A 19,838-nucleotide genomic window follows, 5' to 3' on the forward strand; every position below is an offset into this window, starting at 1 on the left:
TGGTGATCCTTCCAGGGAGTGTGCGAGCGGGGCTTGCCGTGCGGGGCGAAGCCTGGCGCTGAACTTGGTCGTGCCCACATTCCTGCGTGGGCATGCACCGGGGAGGCTCCGACGGGAAGCCATCGTAACCCGACTCCCTCCGGTTCAGCGCTTCAACAGGTCGGCGCAGCCTTCCCGCACTACGCCCCTGCGGTATCGAGGAGGCTGGTCATGACGCCGCCGGGTCCGCCCGCCCGAGTTCGATCTCCTTTGGTCGGCCACTGGCCCGTTGTCGTCATTTTCGATACCGCTCGTCCGGTCACGGCAAACTATCGCTGCGTCTTGTCAGTCCATTCAGGTGTCACTCATTGAAAGAGGAGAGGACAAATGGGCAGCACCGGAGACAAGATCAAGGGCAAAGCGAACGAAGCCGTCGGCAAGATCAAGCAGGGCGTCGGCGAAGCCACTGATAATCCGCGCCTCAAGGGTGAAGGCCGCGTTCAGGAAACCAAGGGCAAGGCCCAGCAGCTGAAAGGCGAGGTGAAGGACGCGCTCAAGCGCGGTATCGATCAGGCCTGATCCGCGGCGGCCAAGCGGACCGGAAGACTCCCTGCGACCCGGTCGTCCGCCAGTAAAGCGCCCGCAGCCCGCACCAATGCCCGCATTCGCGGGCATTGCTTTGCCTGGGCAGAGCAATGCTTTCGCTGCGGGTTTTTCAGGCCGCTCCTTATCTCACCCCTCGATGAAGTGCAGCAGGTCGCTGTTGAAGCGCTCCACCTCCAGCTGTGCCAGGCCGTGCGCGCCGCCCGGGTAGACCTTCAGGGTGGCGTTCGGCACGAGTTGCACGGAGCGTTTGGCCGAGGTCTCGATCGGCACGATCTGGTCGTCGTCGCCGTGCACGATCAGGGTCGGCACGTCGATCTTCTTCAGGTCCTCGGTGAAGTCGGTTTCGGAGAACTGCTCGATGCAGTCGTAGGCGGGCTTGATCCCGGCGCTCATGCCCTGCAGCCAGAACGCGTCGCGTAGGCCCTCGGAGACCTTCGCCCCCGGACGGTTGAAGCCATAGAAGGTGGTCGGCAGATCCTTGAAGAACTGCGCGCGGTTTTCCAGGACGCCCTGGCGAATGCCGTCGAACACCGCCTTCGGTACGCCGCCGGGATTGCCGGTAGTCTTCAGCATCAGCGGCGGCACCGCGCCCAGCAGCACCACCTTGGCCACCCGCGCCGTGCCGTGCCGGCCGACATAGCGGGCCACCTCGCCGCCGCCGGTGGAGTGGCCGACCAGCACGGCATCCTTCACGTCGAGCGCGTCCAGCAACTGCGCCAGGTCGTCGGCGTACTGGTCCATGCTGTTGCCGTCCCAGGTCTGTTGCGAGCGACCGTGGCCGCGGCGGTCGTGGGCGATCACCCGGTAGCCGCGCTGGCCGAGAAACAGCATCTGGGCGTCCCAGGCATCCGCGCAGAGCGGCCAGCCATGAGAGAAGACGATCGGTTGACCCGAACCCCAGTCCTTGTAGAAGAGGCCGGTGCCATCTTTGAGTGTCAGGGTGGACATGTGCTGTTTTCCTCTTGGTTCTCTGACCTGGCGTCCGGGGCGAACTGGCGCCGGGAAGGGCGGCGGATCGCTCTTGGCGCCCCTGTCCGCCAAGCGCCCTGGCCTGCGTGGCTGGGCGGCTCCTGATTACGACCCTGCGGGCGAGCGATAGTGCTGAGTGCCTGGCGCCGATGCGCCGGGCGGCATGTGCGCCCGGCGGGCGCCGGCCACGCCGCTTGTCGGCCGGGAACCGTTCATCGACGCGGGAGGAGTCATTGCCGCGTTTCGTCAGTCGATAACAAAAGGCTGGCGCTGCCCGTATCGCGGGCCAGGGCAGTGGGAGAAAGGCATGGCGCGTAGCGGAAAGATGCACGCTGACGATTGGCCGCCCTATGCGCGGCCAGATGCCGGGCATGCCCGAGGCGCACTCGGGCGCAGGCGGGTTCCGGCGCGGGACGTGGGAGCCATTTCGTGGTGACGGATGGTCATGACGCCGCTCGAACGCGTCGATCCCGCCGCCTCTCTAACTCATCGGGGCCCCACGTGTGCCGGGCCTGCCGGGAGGTACTTATGAGCCATAGTCGAACCAGAAGAACGTCGTATCCGGGAGCCTGCGACCCAATGAGCACGGAGCACGTCGATCTGAACCCCGACGACGACGAGGCGAATGTCGACGAGGGCGAGATTCCGCTGGATTCCTACGACGAGGCGGTGGTGCTGGAGCAGGACCGGGAAGACACGGAGCCGGAGCACATGGAGAGGGAGAGTCGGAACCCATGCTGATTGCCGCCGGCTGGGCAGGTAGGCAGGGGTAGATGCGCGCCACGGCGCCGCGAACTGCTTCGCGTCGCCGGGTCAGGAGTGGATGCACCAGCTGGTCGTATCGGCGCTCATGCCGAGGTCTTCCACGGCATGGATCAGCCCGGCGGCGATGGCTTCGTCGGGCGTCACTATCCGCGAATCGGCGGTCAGATACTGGGAGACATCCAGGGGCTCTCCGGCCCCCTGGGTACGCTCTGCGACGATACGCGCATAAAGGACGCGGTCGAAATCCAGGCTCATGGCGTATTCGGACATCCGGGCGTGATCGACCGAACCGTGGATGGTCCAATGGAACGGATGAAAGAGAAACTTGCTGTGGTGGCACGCGGTGCGTCGCTGCCCGGCCAGAAAGATGATATTGCCCATGGACTCGACGGTGCCGAGGTTGTGGGTATTGACCGGGATGGGCAGCGACATCAGAAAGTTATAAAGAGAAAAGCCATAGCTGCATTCCCCACCCATGGTGGCGATCTTTATGGTGAGTTCGGATGCATCCTGCTTCAGCGCTTGCGAGCACTTGTTGATGAGCTGCCCGCACGTCGAAGAGTTGATCGGACCCGTGAAGTGGATGACATGATTCGTCATGGGTTACTACTCTCGTGATGTTGGGCGTCACCATGGCTCTTCATGGCATCCGCGATGCCTCCATCTTCCTGCTCCGGCATCTTTCAATACCTCTCTGTCGGTCCCGTTCTGGGTTGCTCTATTCGCCAGGAGCAGCCTTGCCAAAGCCTGGGATCGGGGCTTTCGCATCGCTTGAGTCAGCCGCTGCGGCCGCCGCCTTCCGTCTGTCCGGCCTGCCTCGCTGGCAATAATCCAGCGAAACGGCTGAGGGTGGGGCGGTGAACGGGCGACGCCACTTCTCTCGCAGAATAGCTGCCTGATATCGGCTCTTCCAATGTCCGCTCACGAGCGTGTCGCCGCTGGCTGGTCCACCGTGCGCCACAGCCAGTGCCTCCTGCCGTTGAGGGTGGCGACCACCTCATCGAGGTGCCACGTGAGGCCGGCCGCTCCTCGACCATGCGCAGGCTCAAGGGGAAGCGGTAACCGGCATAGGAAATGGCGTCGCTGGAAGGGGTGTCGTGCTGCCGGGTGGTTCGTTGCATATCCGGGATTGTCGCCACATCTCCGTCAACCTGCCAACAACGCTGGCAGTGTCATCGGGAGGAAGTTGAGTTACCTACTTTTGAACAGGCTTGATTGATTGTTCCTTCTTTATAAAAACGGATGGCATTATATTAAAAAGATATCACGTGTGTCGAAAAGCAAGTGATAATGAAGGGCGCAATACCACTGTCGCGCCCTAGAAAAGAAAGTTGCACAGGGAAATTGACCACGTAATGAGCTTATATTTCATGAGTTCATCAGACAAAGGAAAGACTCCAGGGCAAGAACAGTGGTTCATGAGGAAGTAAGCACATGAGCAAAGACACGGCGACTATTAGTGAGAAAGGCCGCAAGGGCGATGAAGCCATTTCGGCGGCTCACAACCACGGTTTCCAGCGCCAGCGGGGAATCAGCTACAAGGGCGGCGAAGCGGGAAGCTGCAAGGGTGGTCAGCGTGTCGGGGAGTTGAACCAATGCCCGAACACTCGAAACTCCAACAAGACAGTAAGGGGTTCATCATCATGGCCACTACACGTAAACCCGAAGATGAAAAGCAAGGCAGTCAAGGCAATCAAAGAGAGGGTGCAAAAGGCAGCGTAAACGAAGCCAGCCAACAGAAACAAGGTGCGGGTCGTAATGAGCAAGGAAGGCCGGAAAGCGACCCGAATCTTGCTCGTAAAGAAGGCCAGCACGAACAAGGAAGACACGCCGAGGGTAGCGGCCAGGCTCGACAAGGTCGAGAAGATCCAAGCCAGGCTAAGCAAGGGGGACAAGGCTCCAGCCAATCCAGGCCGGAAGGCCAGAACCAAAGCAAGAAACCTTAGCGACCTGCCTGCTTGACTCGTTTAGTCGATTTCGGAGTCCGAGGCTCCGATACTGAATCACCGTTCGACTCGATCTCGGTCATCTGAACCGAGCGGGGTCAACCACAAAGACCCATCTGCAAATACTGCACTCTGATGCGACGTGAAAAGGGGGGATTTATTCCCCCCTGTCTTTATTTTCAATTAAACCAGAATGCAGGATATGATCTTGCCCAGCAGCCGTGGATACGGTTTCAAGCACTCGTCCGGAGTTAGAAGGCTTTTGGCCCTGATTGTTTGGGTTGCAGCTACGTCTCAGATCCTTCCTGATTTGGATTGCCGGCTTTTCAATGAATTGATAGCTTGCCCAAGCCAAGGTGATAGAGGTCATAATTAACGCAGTCATTTGAGAGGGAGATGATATGGAGAGTCCGAGCTCTTTCCAAATCCATAGTAATAAAAAATGATTAAGAAATACGCCGTAGCTGATATTTCCAAGGGTCTGGTCAAGTTTGCCGTATTTTCTTTTTTTAATAGATAAATGATTGGCAAACCAAGCGCTACTCCGAGTAGTGTCTCTATGTTGTAGGGAGCTCGATAGGTGTTGAAAATAATGGTGGCGGCCAGGAGCGAGCAACATAGAGAGTAAGTGCTCAAGATGATCAGTTTTCCATACCTCCCTGCGTCGCAGAGGAAACTGCCTAATAGAAACATGAAAAGCGTTCCGGGCAAAAAACGGTAACCGAATAGGTTCGTGTCGATAACTGTTGAGTAGGCAAATAGAAAAATAATTAATGAGATGGCAAGCGCCAAGTGGCGCAGCCTAAAGGCTACAAGGATTGGAATTGTCAGGTAGAAGCATGCTTCTAGCCCAAGTGACCACGCTGGTGGGATTATGACTCGGGCATTAAGGGTCTCGGTCATGTAAAAGTTTGCAGGTATTATAAGTACGTTCAGTATAATGCTTTCTAAGGTTGCTGAGTTGAATAGGGGGTCATCTATTCCTATGGTGAAGAAATAGGTTAGCGTCAAGGCAAGGTAGAATAAATATTGCGGTTGTAAGCGTAGCAGACGGTCTAGATAAAATGCTGGAATGTCCTGTGCATTTCGATAGTGTCCATTGATGAGCGCTGTCATCACGAAACCTGAAATCATCAGAAATGAGATGACGGCAATCACACCTTCGTTAACTCCAAAGATACTTACCCCCCCATGTGGGAGATCGCGACCAGGAGTGCCAGAATGAGGCGGTATGTTCCCATGCTGCGTGAATCTCAAAAAGTTAGTGATGGGGGGATTCTAATCGGGTATGAGTTATTTACCTTTGAGTTTTTTCTTAGTTTCCACTTAGGAACTGAGATATCCCCACCAAGGGCGTCGGTATGGAGGAAAACGCTTCGCGTTTTTCCCTCCTACGGCTGGTGTCGCCGAGTGAGGGCTGCGCTCGTTCAGGACGCCGCCCGTCCCCGGCCGAGCCGGCGGCCCACGCCGGGCAGGCGCAGCGCCAGGAGGAGCAGCGCCCAGACGCCATAGAGCGTCCACTGGCCGAGGTCCGAACGGACGATCCACAGCATGTGCAGCAGTCCCAGGCCAAGGGCCGCATAGGCCAGGCGGTGCAGTTGCTTCCAGCGGCGGCCCAGGCGGCGCATGCTGAAGCGGTTCGAGGTGAGGGCGAGCGGCAGCAGGCTGCACCAGGCCAGCGCGCCGACCAGGATGTAGGGACGCTTGCGCAGCTCGTCGCCGAGCAGGGCGAAATCCAGCCCCAGGACGACGAGCAGGTAGACGGAGAGGTGCAGGCAGGCATAGGCGAAGCACCACAGGCCGAGCTGGCGGCGCACCAGCGCCCAGCCGCTCCAGTGCGTGGCCCGCTGCAGCGGGGTCAGGCAGAGGGTCAGCAGCAGCAGGACCAGGCTGCCCTGGCCGAGGCGTTCGAGCAGCACCTTGCCGGGGTCCGGGCCGAGGGCGAAGGTCCAGGCTTGGTACAGCCAGTACGGTGGCGGCAGCAGGGCCGCGACGAAGACGCCGCAGCGCCAGAACGGATGTTTCATGGTCAGTAGTCCCGGGTCAGGTCCATGCCGGCGTAGAGGCCGGCGACTTCTTCGGCGTAGCCGTTGAACGGCAGGGTGTCGCGCAGGTTGGGGCTGAACAGGCTGCTGGGCAGGCGCCGCTCGCGCTTCTGGGTCCAGCGCGGGTGATCCACTCCGGGGTTGACGTTGGCATAGAAGCCGTATTCGCCGGGTGCCCGCCGGTTCCAGGTGGCATAAGGTTGCTGCTCGGTGAGGCTGATGCGGACGATCGACTTGATGCTCTTGAAGCCGTACTTCCAAGGCACCACCAAACGCAGCGGCGCGCCGTTCTGGTTGGGCAGCACACGGCCGTACATGCCGACGGCGAGAAGGGTCAGCGGGTGCATCGCCTCGTCGATCCGCAGGCCTTCCCGGTACGGCCAGTCGAGCAGGGCGAAATGCGAGCGCTGCCCCGGCATGTGTTCGGGATCGACCAGCGTCTCGAAGGCCACGTAGCGGGCCTTGCCGGTCGGTTCGACGCGCGTGAGCAGGTCGGCGAGGGGAAGGCCCAGCCAGGGGATCACCATCGACCAGGCTTCCACGCAGCGCAGGCGGTAGATGCGCTCCTCCAGCGCGTGCGGGCGGATCAGGTCCTCCAGGGCGTACTGGCCCGGCTTGCCGACCTCGCCGTCGATGCGCACCGTCCAGGGTTCGGTGGGCAGCTGGCCGGCGTTCGCCGCCGGATCGCCCTTGTCCGGGCCGAACTCGTAGAAGTTGTTGTAGTGGCTGGCGTCGCGATAGGGCGTGATGGCCTCGCCCGGCGCCTCGACCGCCTGCCAGCGGGTGTCGGGCAGCTTCTGCGCGAACCAGGCGGGCGGCCGGCCCGGCTCTACGCCTGGGTAGCGCGGGGCGTCGTCGGCCAGGGCCCAGGCGGGCAGGGCGGCGGCGCCCAGCGCCGTGCCGGCGACGCCAAGGAAGCGCCGGCGCGACAGGTAGACGGACTCCGGGGTGATCTCGGAGGAGGGGCAGTGCGAACGGGGCGGGATCTGGATCAGCATGGTCGTCTCTCGGGGCGGTCGCGGACTCCGGCGCGCGGCTAGCGGCCGGCGAGAGTTGGATGGAACGGGCCGGGAAATGTTACAGCGGCCGACGTGTCGCGATCAGTCCTTGGTTTCGCCCTGGCGCCGGCGAATCGCCGCGAGGATCGCCGGGGCCTCCGGCTCGTCCTCCAGCGGCAGCCGCCGCAGGGTCTCGGCGGTCAGCCGCAACTGCCCGAGGTAGCGGCGGCAGTGGGGGCAGAGGCCGAGGTGGGCGAGGACTGCCAGACGCGTCCCGAAGCTCAGCCGCCGGTCGACGATTTCCGAGCCGAGCTCGCTGACCTGCCGGCATTTCAGCATGTTCCTTCCTCCTCGAAATGTTCCAGCATGGCCTGCAGGCGCTGGCGCGCGCGATGCAGCAGGACCCGCACGTTACCCGCGGTCAGGCCCAGGGTTTCGGCGATCTCGGCGAACTCCAGCCCGGCCAGCTCGCGCATCGTCACCACCGCCTGCTGGTCGGCGGGCAGGCGGTGCAGGTGCTTGCGGATGCATGTGTGCAGTTCGGCCTCGGTGAGCAGCGCCTCCGGGGTGTCGTGATGCCAGGGCAGCGGCGGCCGGGCCCATTCGCCCGCCGCGTCGAAGCGCCCGGCCAGCGGCGAGCCGGAATCCTCGCCCCAGCCCTCCCAGGACAGCTCGCGCCTGCGCTGGCGCAGCAGGCTCCGCGCCTCGTTGAGGGCGATGCGCGCCAGCCAGGTGCGCAGCCGCGAGCGGCCCTCGAAGGTGCCGATGGCGGCGAAGGCCCTGATCCAGGTTTCCTGGGCCACGTCGGCGGCGAGGTCCGCGCCGACCAGCGGGGCCGCCATGGCGATCAGGAAGCGGTGGTGGGTGCGGATCGCGGCCTCGCAGGCGCCGCTTTCGCCGCGCCGTAGGCCTTCGATCAGTTGTCGTTCTGCGTCCATGGTCGTCCTGCGTTCGGCGTCGTGCCCGAGGATAGCCGCAGCGCTTGGCGACCAGCCAGTCGAGGGCGCCGGCGAGCGGCCTGGGTGCCGTGGGGCAGGGGCAGCGTTCCGATGCGCCGGCGCCGGTTTTGTTACCGCGTTCCGCGCCATTCGTCGGCACCGGTGTGGAGCAGGGCTAGACTTCCTTGGACGACAGGGAGGAAGGCTCATGCAGATCAGGGACAGCGTGTGCGTGGTGACCGGCGGGGGTTCCGGGCTGGGGGCGGCAACGGCACGGATGATCGTCGAGCGGGGCGGCAAGGTGGTGCTGGCGGACGTCAACCGCGAGGCCGGCGCCGCGGTGGCCTGCGACCTGGGCGAGCGCGCCCGCTTCGTCGCGACCGACGTGACCAGCGCCGACAGCGCCCGCGCCTGCTTCGCCGCCGCGGTCGGCATGGGCACCCTGCGCGGCCTGGTGAACTGCGCCGGCGTCGCCCCGGCGGAGAAGCTGGTCGGGCGCGAGGGGCCGCATGCGCTGGAGACCTTCGCGCGCACCCTCAACATCAACCTGCTGGGCAGCTTCAACATGATCCGCCTGGCCGCCGAGATCATGAGTGCCGGCGAGCCGGACGCCTCGGGCGAGCGCGGGGTGATCGTCAGCACCGCCTCGGTGGCGGCCTTCGAGGGGCAGATCGGCCAGGCCGCCTATGCCGCTTCCAAGGGCGGCGTGGTGGCGATGACCCTGCCGATCGCCCGCGAGCTGTGCCGCTACGGTATCCGCGTCATGGCCATCGCTCCGGGGATCATGGAGACGCCGATGCTGCTCGGCATGCCCGGCGAACTCCGGGATTCGCTGGCCCGGATGGTGCCCTTTCCGAACCGCCTGGGCCGGCCGGGCGAGTATGCCGCCCTGGTGGAGCACATCTTCGCCAACCAGTACCTGAACGGCGAGGTCATCCGCCTGGACGGCGCCATCCGCATGGCCGCCCGCTAGCCCGCCGGGGAGTTCCTGTCTTGCCAACGTGGTCGGTTGGCCTGCCCGGGGTGGGCGTGCGAGCGCCTCGTCCCCACGCCTCTTCCCACCGGGAGAGGCTGCCAAGGGCTGGCTCCGACCCTTCATTTCATCAGCGAGGGTGCCATGTCCCACGATCCGGTTGTCATCGTTTCCGCCGCCCGCACGCCGCTCGGCGGCTTCCAGGGCGAACTCTCCAGCCTGAGCGCCCCGCAGCTGGGCGGCGTCGCCGTGCGGGCGGCGCTGGAGCGCGCCGGCCTTCCCGGCGAGCGGGTGCAGGAGCTGATTCTCGGCTGCGTGCTGCCCGCCGGCCTCGGCCAGGCGCCGGCCCGCCAGGCGGCGATTGAGGCCGGCCTGCCGCTGTCGGTCGGCTGCACCACGGTCAACAAGGTCTGCGGTTCGGGGATGAAGGCCGCGATGCTGGCCCACGATCTGCTGCTCGCCGGCACGGCCGAGGTCATGCTGGCCGGCGGCATGGAGTCGATGAGCAACGCGCCGTACCTGATGCCCGGCGCACGCGGCGGCTACCGCCTCGGCCACCGGCAGGTGCTCGACCACATGTTCTTCGACGGCCTGGAGGACGCCTACTTCGACCGCGGCCGGCTGATGGGCACCTTTGCCGAGGACTGTGCGGCCAGCTACGGCTTCACCCGGGAGGAGCAGGACGCCTGGGCCATGACCTCGACGAGCCGTGCCCGGGCGGCCATCGAGTCCGGCGCCTTCGCCTGGGAGATCGTCCCGGTGAAGCTCGCCGGGCGCAAGGGCAAGATTGTCCTCGAGCACGACGAGCAGCCGCCGAAGGCCCGGCTGGAGCGGATTCCCGAACTCAAGCCAGCCTTTCGCGAGGGCGGCACGGTGACCGCGGCCAACTCCAGCTCGATCGCCGACGGTGCCGCCGCGCTGCTGCTGATGCGCCGCTCCACGGCCGGGCGGCTCGGACTCGCGCCGCTGGCGACCGTCGTCGGCCATGCCAGCCATGCCCACGAGCCGCGCCTATTCCCCACCGCGCCGGTCGGCGCCATGCGGCGGATGCTGGAGCGGGCCGGCTGGACGACCGGCGACGTCGACCTGTGGGAGATCAACGAGGCTTTCGCGGTGGTGACTCTGGCGGCGATCCGCGACCTGGAACTCGATCCGGGCCGGGTGAACGTCCACGGCGGCGCCTGCGCGCTGGGGCATCCGATCGGCGCTTCCGGCGCGCGGATCCTAGTCAGCCTGCTCGGCGCCCTGCGGCGCAGCGGCGGGCGGCGCGGGATCGCCAGCCTGTGCATCGGCGGCGGCGAGGCGACGGCGATCGCCGTGGAAATGGCCTGACGGGCGGGAGCCTGGCGCTCCCGCCCTTGCGGCGTCAGTGCCGACCGCCGCCGTGGCTGTTGCGGCCCCCCTTGCGCCCGGCCTCGGAGGCCTTCTTCGGATCGTTGGCGAAGTTGCCGCCGCTGTTGTGCCCGCCCTTGCGGCCGGCAGCGGCGGCCCGTTCGGGATCGTTGGCGAAGTTGCCGGGATTGGCGTGTTTGGACATGGCCTCTCTCCTTGCGTGCTGATGGGTCGGCAGGCCGGACGTGCATCCGCCTGCTCAGTTACTGAGAGAAGCCTATCGGCAGAGTTCCGGTCTTTCCGGCGAAGGGTCGGGCAGCGGATGAACGGTAGGAGGGGCTCGACGGGCGGTCGCCCGGCCATTGGGCCGCGGGATCAGGGCCGACGGTGGAAAGCGTTTCGCGGTTTCCCAGCCGACGCAAAGTCGCTTGGGGGTGGTTGCAGGTTATTCGAAGGCTTCCACAGGCCTGCGTGGAAGCCCGGAGCGGTGGGGACGGTCTACTTGCTCAGCCGCCAGGTACGTCTTGGCTTGTCCGAGCGCGACAGGCGCCAGTCGCCCTGGAGGCGTGGCAGGACGAGGTCCGGCAGGTCTTCGCAGCTATGGATTTCCAGCCCGGGTTCGAGGTGCTTCTTCGGGTCGAGCGCGGTGTTTTTCTTCATGTTGTTCACCTGTGGTTGCCCAATGGTTAGCTGACTCTTGTTTTTCTGTTTAGCGGTCGGGGAGTCGCTTGTCAAAGGGCGCTTGATCGGCGTGCAGGGGCAGGGCCGGCGGCGGGAGCCGCCGGCCCGGTTCACAGGATCGGCCGCCGCCGCTTCAGCCGCGGTAGTAGCGCTGGGCCACGAAGGGCGTTCTGGCGACCTTCATGGCCACGCGCTTGCCGCGCACGATGGCCCAGACCGGGGTGTCCAGGGCGCTGTGGGCGCTGTCGAGATAGCCCATCGCCACCGGTGCGCCGAGGCTCGGGCCGAAGCCGCCGCTGGTCACCTGGCCGATGGGGGTGCCGTCGGCATCGACGATCTCCGCGCCCTCGCGCACCGGCACGCGCTCCAGAGGCAGCAGGCCGACGCGCTTGCGCGCCACGCCTTCCCGCTGCTGGGCGAAGATCCGCTGCGCGCCGGGGAAGCCGCCTGCGCGTGCGCCGCCTTCGCGGCGGACCTTGGAGATGGCCCACTGCAGGCTGGCCTCGACGGGGGTGGTGGCGGTGTTCATGTCGTGGCCGTAGAGGCACAGGCCGGCCTCCAGGCGCAGCGAGTCGCGGGCGCCGAGACCGATGGCCTGGACTTCCGGCTCGGCGAGCAGGGCGCGGGCGAGTTTCTCGGCGTGCTCGACCGGCACGGAGATCTCGAAGCCGTCCTCGCCGGTGTAGCCGGAGCGGCTGACAAAGCAGTCGATGCCGAGCAGTTCGACGCGGGCGAAGCGCATGAAGGTCATCTGCGCCACCGAGGGCGCCAGGCGGGCCAGCACGTCCACCGCCTTGAGGCCCTGCAGGGCGAGCAGGGCGCGGGACTCGAACAGCGACTCGATCTCGCACTGTCCGCCGAGGTGCCGGCGCAGGTGGGCCAGGTCCTGTTCCTTGCAAGCGGCGTTGACCACCAGGAACAGGCTGTCTTCGTCGAGGCGGGCGACCATCAGGTCGTCGAGGATGCCGCCGTTGTCGTCGGTGAACAGGGCGTAGCGCTGCAGACCCACCGGCAGGTCGCGGATGTCCACCGGCACCAGGCTTTCCAGGGCGGCGGCGGCCCCGGCGCCGCGCAGGACGATCTGGCCCATGTGCGAGACGTCGAACAGCCCGGCCTGGTCGCGGCAGTGCAGGTGCTCCTTGAGGATGCCCGGCGGGTACTGCACCGGCATCTCGTAGCCGGCGAAGGGCACCATGCGCGCGCCCAGTTCGAGGTGCAGGGCGTGGAGCGGCGTGCGGGCAAGGGTTTCGGGGGTCATGCGGGTCTCCTGGAAAATGACGGAGAGGGGCGCTTGCGGCCCCTCTCCCTGGTCCTCTGCCCAAGGGGCGAGGGAATTGCTGTGGCGGCGGTGCCGTCGGCCTTTGTCCCGCCGGGGTGGGAGGTCAGCATTCGACGATGTTCACCGCCAGGCCGCCGCGGGCGGTTTCCTTGTACTTGCTCTTCATGTCGGCGCCGGTCTGGCGCATGGTGCGGATCACCTTGTCCAGCGAGACGAAATGCCGGCCGTCGCCGCGCAGGGCAAGGCGTGCGGCGTTGATCGCCTTCACCGCGCCCATCGCGTTGCGCTCGATGCACGGCACCTGGACCAGCCCGCCGACCGGATCGCAGGTCAGGCCGAGGTTGTGCTCCATGCCGATCTCGGCGGCGTTCTCGACCTGCGCCGGGGTACCGCCCTGCACTTCGCAGAGCGCGCCGGCAGCCATCGAGCAGGCCACGCCGACCTCGCCCTGGCAGCCGACCTCGGCGCCGGAGATCGAGGCGTTCTCCTTGTAGAGGATGCCGATGGCGGCGGCGCAGAGCAGGAAGCGTTCGACGCCCGCGTCGTCGGCGCCGGGGACGAAGCGGCGGTAGTAGTGCAGTACGGCGGGGATTATACCGGCGGCGCCGTTGGTCGGCGCAGTGACCACGCGACCGCCGGCGGCGTTTTCCTCGTTCACCGCCAGGGCGTAGAGGTCCACCCAGTCGAGGGCGTCGAGCGGATCGTGGCGGCCCGCCGCGGGTCGCTCGGCGAGCTGGCGGTGGAGATCGGCGGCGCGCCGGCGCACGCCGAGGCCGCCGGGCAGCACGCCCTCATGGCGGCAGCCGGCGGCGACGCAGTCCTGCATGGTTCGCCAGAGGCGCTGCAGCCCGGCATGGGTTTGCGCGTCGCTGCGCCAGGCCCGTTCGTTCTCGGCCATCAGCGCGCCGATCGACAGGCCCCGTTCGGTGCAGCGGGCCAGCAGTTCGGCAGCGCTGTGGAAGGGGTGGGGCAGCGCCGGGCCGCCGTCGATCGGCGCTGCGCCCCCTTCGTCGACCACGAAGCCGCCGCCCACCGAGTAGCTGGTGCGGCTGCGGATCTGCAGGCCGGCCGCATCGAAGGCGCGAAAGACCATGCCGTTGGGATGGTAGGGCAGAGGCTTGCGGATCAGCGCCAGGTGTTCCTTCTCGACGAAGCGGATCGGCCGGTCGCCGAGCAGGCGCAGCTCGCGGCATGCGCGGATCGCCGCCAGGCGCCGGGGGATGGCGGCGGTATCGACCCGGTCCGGCTGCTCGCCCTCCAGGCCGAGCAGCACCGCGGTGTCGCTGCCGTGGCCTTTGCCGGTGGCGCCGAGGGAGCCGTACAACTCCACCCTCACCTGCTCGGTCGCGGCCAGCAGGCCGTCGTCGCGCAGCCCCTCGACGAAGCGCGCGGCGGCGCGCATCGGGCCGACGGTGTGGGAGCTGGAGGGGCCGATGCCGATCTTGAACAGGTCGAAGACGCTGAGGGCCATGGTCGAACTCGGGAACGGCGGGGTTCTGTGTTCAGTCTAGACCGGGCCGCCCGGTCGAGGAGGCAGTGCGGCAGGAGGATCGGGCTGGCGTCCTCTGTCGGGTCAGCCCTTCATGGCCGCGGCATTCAGCACGCCGACGGCGACCGACACCAGGGCGACCAAGATGGCGCTGGCCATTTCGTTGTCGCCGATGCGCCGGCCCAGATCGGGGATCAGCAGGCGCAGCAGGCCGAAGGCGAGCAGCTGGACGAGCAGCGCCACCAGGGCCCAGAACAGGAAGTCGAGCAGGCTGACCGACTCGCGCATGGCGCCGGCCAGCGGCAGGGCGAAGCCCAGTAGGCTGCCGCCGAAGGCCAGCGCGGCGGCCGGCACGTTGGCGCGGATCAGCCGCCATTCCTTGTGCGGGGTGAGGGTGGCGTAGATCAGGCCGAACAGTGCCAGCAGGAGCATGCCTGCGCCGAAGTAGCGCACGAAGGCCGGCAGCCCGGCGAGGTAGAAGGCAATGGCGTCGGGCATCGGAGCCGCTCCCTGGCGTGCGGTTTCAGGAGGCCGGCACCCCGGCCCGCCGCCGGTGCTCCGGCAATCGACCGGCGCGGCTGCTGGCGGGAACGGCGATGGGCGTCGAGTTCCGCCGACGCCGGACTGCGACCCGGCGCCGGCGGGGCCGGGGGTCAGTAGTTCTGCAGCTCTTCGCGCAGGCGGGCCAACTGACCGGCCAGCTCGGTGGGATAGGGCTCCAGCAGGCGCTCGATGGCGGCGCCGCCCTCGGGCATGGCAAGCGGGCGCAGACGCACCCGCAGGCGGACCTCGGGGTCCTCGCCGATCTGCCGCTCCAGCAGCAGGACGTTGTGGCTGTACTGCGCGAGGGTCAGTGCGGCCTGGCCGCCCGGACTGAGCAGCAGGGCCGCCTGGCCCAGGCCGGCGAGTTGCTCGCCGCGCGCCAGGCCGAGCTGCAGTTGCAGGGTGACGCCGTTGGCCGCCTCGCGTTCCAGCTCGGACTTCAGCGAACGCAGCAGCTCGGCGCAGCAGATGGCGTTGGCCAGGTAGTCGTCGCCGCATTCGCGGCGATGGAACAGCAGCAGGCCGCTGTCCTCGTCGAGGGGGTGCAGCTCCCCGCCGTAGAACGCCGCGGCCTGCTCCAGGCTGTCGCGATAGCGCCGGCGCAGCTCCACCAACTGATCGCGGGACAGGCTGCGCAGCTGATCCAGGGGGCCGAGCTGGATGGCCAGCACCGCGCTTTCGCGAGCCTGCCGGTGCGAGGTGGGTGCGGCGGCGGGCGCGAAGTCCTCGTCCAGCGCGGAGGCGAAGTCGGGCTCGTCGTCGCGCTCCGGGACCAGTCGGCGCAGCGGCGGGTCCTCGTCCTCGTCGTCCAGGTCGAGGTCGGCGCGCAGCCGTTTGGAGAGGGGCGACGGTTGCACGGCCGGCACCGGCTTGGCGGGCGGTGCCACGGGGGGCGGTGCTACCTCGGGCGGCGCGGCGTAAGGGGCCGGCTTGGCGGCTGTCGCGGGACGGGAGACCGGCTTGGCGGGTGTCGGCATGCCGAGCGGCAGCTCGTCGTCCTCGTCCTCGTCCTCGTCCTCGAGCTCGTCGAAGGCGGGGCGGGCCGGCCGCTCCGGCCCCAGGCGGGCCTGCAGCTGGCGGGCCAGGTCGCCGATCTCGTCCTGGCGCTCGGCGCCGGGAGCGTGGTCGTCCGGATCGCGCAGCCAGATACGCAGCTGCAGCAGCGGCGTGGAGAGGTTGTAGCCCAGGCGCAGGCCGAGGATCAGCGTCAGGACCAGCAGCCCCAAGCCGATCAGGCCCATGTTGCGCAGACCGACGATGAACGGCTCGCGGAACTGCGGCATGCTCAGGACGATGCGCAGGTGTCCGGTGACGCTGTCCTGGAAGGTGATGGGCCGGGCATGGAGGGTGGGGTCGCCTTCCGGCGGCATTTTCTGCGGACGGCTGCCGGCCTCGGCGAGAAGGTGGTTGTCCGCGTTGTAGACGGCCGCGTGGGCGACCAGCGGGTTCTTCGTCAGGTTGCCCAGCAGCACGTTGAGGCTGAGGATGTCGTTGGCCACCAGCAACTGGCTGGCCGAGGCCGCGGTCTGGGTGATCAGCGTCTGGCCGAGGGCGTCGGCCTGCTCGTGCATGGTCTGGCGGACCTGCAGGCCGACCAGCCAGGAATAGAGGGCCAGCGCGAGGATCACCAGCACCAGGCTGTGGCTGATGATGCGCAGGGGGACTGGGACGCGCCGCTGGGTCAGGGCACGAAACAGCAGGACGAAGAAATTGTCGGGCTTGACGGGGGCTGGCCGGTTCACTGATCGCGGCTCTTGAGGCGGTCGGGCGCGCAGTATACGGAATGCCGGGGGGGCGCCGTAAGGTTTGATCGGGGGAAACTGTCCGACGGATTCGGCGTTCGGTCGGGAAGCACCCGGCCCGGCGGGGCCTGCTAGAATGCCGCCTTCTTTGCCATGGGAGAGGCGCCTTGCGCGAAATTGTCCTGATCAACATCTCCGGGGCGGATCGTCCCGGCCTGACCGCGGCCATCACCGGCGCGCTGGCCCGCTGCGGCGTGGGCATCCTCGACATCGGTCAGGCGGTCGTCCATGACACCCTGTCGTTCGGCATCCTGGTCGAGATTCCGGCCGGCGGCGAGCTGTCGGCGCTGCAGAAGGAGGTGCTGTTCGTCGCTCACGCCCTGGAGCAGCAGGTGCGTTTCACCCAGGTTGCCGAGGCCGACTACCGGGCCTGGGTCGCCGGCCAAGGCAAGCCGCGCTACATCGTCACCCTGATGACGCGCCGGGTCACCGCCGCGCAGCTCGAGCGGGTCAGCGCGATCACCGCCCGCCACGCTCTGGAGATCGATCAGATCGACCGCCTGTCCGGGCGCCTCGCGCTGGATACGCCGGAGGCGCGCAGCAAGGGCTGCATCGAGTTCTCGGTGCGCGGCGAGCCGGCCGACCCGGCGGCGCTGCGCGACGAGTTTTTGCTCGCCGCTCAGGAGCTGAACGTCGACATCGGCTTCCAGCTCGACACGGTGTTCCGCCGCGTCCGCCGCCTGGCGGTGTTCGACATGGACTCGACGCTGATCGAGGCGGAGGTGATCGACGAGCTGGCCAAGGCCGCCGGCATCGGCGAGCAGGTGGCGGCGATCACCGAGCGGGCGATGCGCGGCGAGCTGGATTTCCGCGCCAGCTTCAAGGAGCGCCTGGCGCTGCTCAAGGGGCTGCCGGACAGCGTGCTGGCGGACGTCGGCGCCTCCCTGCGGCTGACCGAGGGCGCCGAGGTGCTGTTCGCCGAACTCAAGCGTCTGGGCTACAAGACGGCGATCCTCTCCGGCGGCTTTTCCTACTTCGCCCGCCAGGTGCAGGCCAAGCTGGGTATCGACTACGTGTTCGCCAACGAGCTGGAGATCGTCGACGGCAAGGTCACCGGGGTGGCCGTCGAGCCGATCGTCGACGCCCAGCGCAAGGCCGACCTGCTCTGCCAGCTGGCCGCGCAGGAGGGGCTTTGCCTGGAGCAGACCATCGCCGTCGGCGACGGTGCCAACGACCTGCCGATGCTCGGCCTGGCCGGCCTGGGGGTGGCCTTCCGCGCCAAGCCGCTGGTCCGCCAGTCGGCCAAGCAGGCGATCAGCAACCTCGGGCTGGACGGCATCCTCTACCTGCTCGGCTACCGGGACCGCGGCGAGCCGGGAGCCTGAAGCCCGCTTCGCCGAGCCGGCGGCGCAGGCGCTCCTGGTCGCGGGGCCGCTACTCTTCGCTGGGGAAGTCGTAGTCCAGCGCCGGGCCCGGCGCCTGTAGGTAGTAGCCCTGGATGTAGCTGACCCCGGCCTGCCAGAGCGTCGCCAGCACGCTGGAGTTCTCGATGCCCGGCACGATGCTCGGCTTGGCCTGGGCATGCAGGCCGGCGAGCAGGACCTTGAGGTTCTCCCGGCCCTCTTCCTCGGTGAGGTTGTGGGTGTAGGAGTCGTCGATCTTGACGTAGTCCACCGGCAGGTGGCGGAGCGTGTTGAACGGGTTGAGGGCGCGGCCGAAGTGGATCAGCGCGCTCTTGCCGTGCAGCGCGGCGAGCCCTTCGAGCAGGGTCTTGGCCTGCTTGAGGTAGGTGGTCGCGTCGGTTTCGTCGAGCTGCAGGATCAGCGCCGCGGCGGGCAGGCGCGCGGTCCGCAGCGTTTCGCCGAGCCAGGGCAGCAGGGTCGGGTCCTGCAGGCTGGCGGCGGAGAGATGGACGAACAGGCGGGTATCGTGGCCGTTTGCGCGGTGCGCGGCGAGCTGGCGGATCGCGTTGAGGATCACCCAGCGATCCACGGTTTCGGCTAGGCCGGCCTCGCTGGCGGCGGCGAGGAAGTCGGCGGGCGGCACTTGCGCGCCCTGGGGATCGATCAGTCGCAGCAGGACCTCGTAGTGTTCGATGTTGTCTCCACGCAGGCTGATGATCGGCTGGAACAGCAGGCGGAAGCTGTCCTTCTCCAGAGCCTGGCGGACCATGGCGGCGACGTTGCCGCGGCTGGCCTCGGCGGCCAGCTCCTCGGCCGGGTCGTAGAGCTTCAGGGCGTTGCCGTCGACCAGTTGGTCGGCGCAGCGGTGCGCACGCTCGATCACCGCCTGGGCCTTGGGCGTCGTCTCGTTGAGGCCGGCGACGCCGATCGACAGGGTGAGCTGGACGGTCCGTCCGGCGATCTCGAACAGATGGCCCTCGACCTTCTTCAGCAGGGCGGCGAGTCCGTCCCGCGCCTGTTCCGGCGGGCCGGACAGCAGCACGGCGAAGGCATCGTCGGCGAAGCGCGCCAGCTGGGCGTCGGCGGAGAACGCGCCGCGCAGCAGGGCGGCCAGATCGGCGAGCAGCTGGTCGAGGCCGGCCAGGCCGAGGTCGGCGTGCAGTTGGGCGTAGTAGTCGAGGGTCAGGTAGGCCAGGCAGGCCGGCTGGCCGGCGTTGACCGCGCGCGCGCAGGCACCGTCCAGCAGTTCGAGGAAGTGGTTGCGGTTGAACAGTCCGGTGACCAGATCCTGGCAGCTGACCTCGCGCAGTTTCTCTTCCAGCTCGCTCTGGAGGCTTTCGGCGCGCAGCACCGCCTGGATGCAGGGCTCGCCGTCGTAGCTGGCCGGCGACAGCTCGAGGCGCAGGCGGAACGGGCGGCCTTCGATGCCGATCCCGCTGCACTGCAGGTCGCCTGCGCCGTGGACGCTGTCGTAGTTCTTCAGGAAGTCGCGGAAGCGGGCTTGGTCGCAACCGGCGATCAGGTCGATCATCGGCATGCCCTCCAGCTCGTCGGCCTCCTCGTAGCCGAACAGTTGCAGGTAGGCGCGGTTGGCGTAGATGTGCATGCCGTCGTGCACGTAGGCGATGGCGTCCACCGAGCTGTCGAGCAGCAGCTGGCAGCGCTTCTCCGCCTCGCGCAGGGCGACTTCCGCACTGCGCCGGGCGCGGCGTTCGTTCAGGTTGGCCAGCTCGCGGTTGGCGACCAGGATCAGCCGCTCGTCCTCGCCCTGGGGGAGGGCGTCCTGGGCGCCGAGGGCGAGGGCCTCGGTGATTGAGTCGGAGTCGTTGTCCGCCAGCAGCTGGAGGATCGGGATGTCCTTGGCCTGGCGGCGGATCGCGGCGATCGCCTCGGCAGGGCTGAGGTTTTCGCTGTGCGGAGCGGCGATCAGCAGGTCCCAGGTCTGCTGCAGGGAGTCGGCGAGGTCTTCGCTGGAGGTCAGGCGGTGCACCCGGGTGGCGCGGCCGGCGTTGCGGAACAGGCTGACCAGGCGCTCGGCTTCGTTCTGCGAGTCTTCCAGAATCAGCAGGCGGACGGTTTTCTTATCGGTGGCCATGGCGGGAGTGGCGTCGCTACAGGGCGGTCGCGGGCCGTCGAAGGCCGCCCGAGGC

General features: G+C 67.2%; 20 protein-coding genes. 6 read left to right on the top strand and 14 right to left on the bottom strand.

Going from position 1 to position 19,838, the window contains the following annotated elements:
* Positions 1–366 precede the first annotated feature (366 nt).
* Complete coding sequence (locus BMY22_RS04065; RefSeq protein WP_090619778.1) at positions 367–558, top strand: CsbD family protein; 192 nt, start codon at positions 367–369, stop codon at positions 556–558.
* A 153-nt stretch (positions 559–711) separates the two neighbouring features.
* Here the strand turns inward: BMY22_RS04065 and BMY22_RS04070 are convergent, their stop codons facing one another.
* Positions 712–1,533, bottom strand: coding sequence for an alpha/beta fold hydrolase (locus BMY22_RS04070; protein WP_090619779.1), 822 nt, complete (start codon positions 1,531–1,533; stop codon positions 712–714).
* A 600-nt stretch (positions 1,534–2,133) separates the two neighbouring features.
* Here BMY22_RS04070 and BMY22_RS04075 point away from each other — a divergent pair.
* Positions 2,134–2,295 carry a hypothetical protein gene (locus BMY22_RS04075; RefSeq protein ID WP_244158794.1) on the top strand — a complete coding sequence of 54 codons (162 nt, stop codon included), beginning with the start codon at positions 2,134–2,136 and terminating at the stop codon, positions 2,293–2,295.
* A 72-nt stretch (positions 2,296–2,367) separates the two neighbouring features.
* Here BMY22_RS04075 and BMY22_RS04080 read toward each other — a convergent pair whose 3' ends face one another.
* Positions 2,368–2,919, bottom strand: a complete 552-nt coding sequence (locus tag BMY22_RS04080; RefSeq protein WP_090619782.1) for an ATP-dependent Clp protease proteolytic subunit — start codon at positions 2,917–2,919, stop codon at positions 2,368–2,370.
* An 834-nt stretch (positions 2,920–3,753) separates the two neighbouring features.
* Here BMY22_RS04080 and BMY22_RS24620 point away from each other — a divergent pair.
* A complete protein-coding gene (locus BMY22_RS24620; protein ID WP_090619784.1) occupies positions 3,754–4,041 on the top strand; it encodes a hypothetical protein in 288 nt (95 codons plus the stop codon).
* Positions 4,042–4,646: 605 nt separating this feature from the next.
* Here BMY22_RS24620 and BMY22_RS04095 read toward each other — a convergent pair.
* The 5 genes from BMY22_RS04095 to BMY22_RS04115 all read right to left on the bottom strand — a co-directional run bounded on the left by BMY22_RS04095 (position 4,647) and on the right by BMY22_RS04115 (position 8,246).
* Positions 4,647–5,423 carry an acyltransferase family protein gene (locus tag BMY22_RS04095; protein WP_090619787.1) on the bottom strand — a complete coding sequence of 259 codons (777 nt, stop codon included), beginning with the start codon at positions 5,421–5,423 and terminating at the stop codon, positions 4,647–4,649.
* Positions 5,424–5,692: 269 nt separating this feature from the next.
* A complete protein-coding gene (gene msrQ / locus BMY22_RS04100) occupies positions 5,693–6,292 on the bottom strand; it encodes a protein-methionine-sulfoxide reductase heme-binding subunit MsrQ (protein WP_090619789.1) in 600 nt (199 codons plus the stop codon).
* Between the two features lie 2 nt (positions 6,293–6,294).
* Positions 6,295–7,308 (bottom strand): protein-methionine-sulfoxide reductase catalytic subunit MsrP, encoded by a 1,014-nt coding sequence (gene msrP, locus BMY22_RS04105; RefSeq protein ID WP_090619790.1) that lies wholly within the window; start codon positions 7,306–7,308, stop codon positions 6,295–6,297.
* 102 nt (positions 7,309–7,410) lie between these two features.
* Complete coding sequence (locus tag BMY22_RS04110; RefSeq protein WP_090619792.1) at positions 7,411–7,647, bottom strand: anti-sigma factor family protein; 237 nt, start codon at positions 7,645–7,647, stop codon at positions 7,411–7,413.
* Positions 7,641–8,246 (bottom strand): RNA polymerase sigma factor, encoded by a 606-nt coding sequence (locus tag BMY22_RS04115; protein ID WP_167363695.1) that lies wholly within the window; start codon positions 8,244–8,246, stop codon positions 7,641–7,643. Before BMY22_RS04115 ends, BMY22_RS04110 begins: the two co-directional genes overlap by 7 nt.
* A 208-nt stretch (positions 8,247–8,454) precedes the next feature.
* On the opposite strand from BMY22_RS04115, the gene BMY22_RS04120 reads away from it, so the two are divergent.
* Together BMY22_RS04120 and BMY22_RS04125 are read left to right on the top strand one after the other, a co-directional pair.
* Positions 8,455–9,219, top strand: coding sequence for an SDR family NAD(P)-dependent oxidoreductase (locus tag BMY22_RS04120; protein ID WP_090619795.1), 765 nt, complete (start codon positions 8,455–8,457; stop codon positions 9,217–9,219).
* Positions 9,220–9,363: 144 nt separating this feature from the next.
* A complete protein-coding gene (locus BMY22_RS04125; RefSeq protein ID WP_090619796.1) occupies positions 9,364–10,551 on the top strand; it encodes an acetyl-CoA C-acyltransferase in 1,188 nt (395 codons plus the stop codon).
* 34 nt (positions 10,552–10,585) lie between these two features.
* Here the strand turns inward: BMY22_RS04125 and BMY22_RS04130 are convergent, their stop codons facing one another.
* The 6 genes from BMY22_RS04130 to BMY22_RS04150 all read right to left on the bottom strand — a co-directional run bounded on the left by BMY22_RS04130 (position 10,586) and on the right by BMY22_RS04150 (position 16,285).
* Positions 10,586–10,756: a con-10 family general stress protein gene (locus BMY22_RS04130; RefSeq protein ID WP_090619798.1), complete on the bottom strand. Its 171-nt coding sequence runs from the start codon at positions 10,754–10,756 to the stop codon at positions 10,586–10,588.
* 293 nt (positions 10,757–11,049) lie between these two features.
* Positions 11,050–11,211 carry a hypothetical protein gene (locus tag BMY22_RS24255; protein WP_167363693.1) on the bottom strand — a complete coding sequence of 54 codons (162 nt, stop codon included), beginning with the start codon at positions 11,209–11,211 and terminating at the stop codon, positions 11,050–11,052.
* 154 nt (positions 11,212–11,365) lie between these two features.
* A complete protein-coding gene (gene gcvT / locus BMY22_RS04135; protein WP_090619799.1) occupies positions 11,366–12,490 on the bottom strand; it encodes a glycine cleavage system aminomethyltransferase GcvT in 1,125 nt (374 codons plus the stop codon).
* Between the two features lie 124 nt (positions 12,491–12,614).
* Positions 12,615–13,982 (bottom strand): L-serine ammonia-lyase, encoded by a 1,368-nt coding sequence (locus tag BMY22_RS04140; protein WP_090619801.1) that lies wholly within the window; start codon positions 13,980–13,982, stop codon positions 12,615–12,617.
* A gap of 102 nt (positions 13,983–14,084) precedes the next feature.
* Positions 14,085–14,498, bottom strand: coding sequence for a DUF350 domain-containing protein (locus BMY22_RS04145; protein ID WP_090619802.1), 414 nt, complete (start codon positions 14,496–14,498; stop codon positions 14,085–14,087).
* Positions 14,499–14,653: 155 nt separating this feature from the next.
* The gene (locus BMY22_RS04150) at positions 14,654–16,285 is read right to left on the bottom strand and encodes an AhpA/YtjB family protein (RefSeq protein WP_090619804.1); all 1,632 of its coding nucleotides are present in this window, start codon (positions 16,283–16,285) and stop codon (positions 14,654–14,656) included.
* Between the two features lie 167 nt (positions 16,286–16,452).
* Here BMY22_RS04150 and serB point away from each other — a divergent pair, with 167 nt between their 5' ends.
* Complete coding sequence (serB, locus tag BMY22_RS04155) at positions 16,453–17,670, top strand: phosphoserine phosphatase SerB (protein ID WP_208599225.1); 1,218 nt, start codon at positions 16,453–16,455, stop codon at positions 17,668–17,670.
* 49 nt (positions 17,671–17,719) lie between these two features.
* Here the strand turns inward: serB and BMY22_RS04160 are convergent, their stop codons facing one another.
* The gene (locus tag BMY22_RS04160) at positions 17,720–19,783 is read right to left on the bottom strand and encodes an EAL domain-containing response regulator (RefSeq protein ID WP_090619807.1); all 2,064 of its coding nucleotides are present in this window, start codon (positions 19,781–19,783) and stop codon (positions 17,720–17,722) included.
* Between the last annotated feature and the right edge of the window lie 55 nt (positions 19,784–19,838).

Origin of the sequence: Azotobacter beijerinckii, assembly GCF_900110885.1 — a bacterium.
GTDB lineage: Bacteria > Pseudomonadota > Gammaproteobacteria > Pseudomonadales > Pseudomonadaceae > Azotobacter > Azotobacter beijerinckii.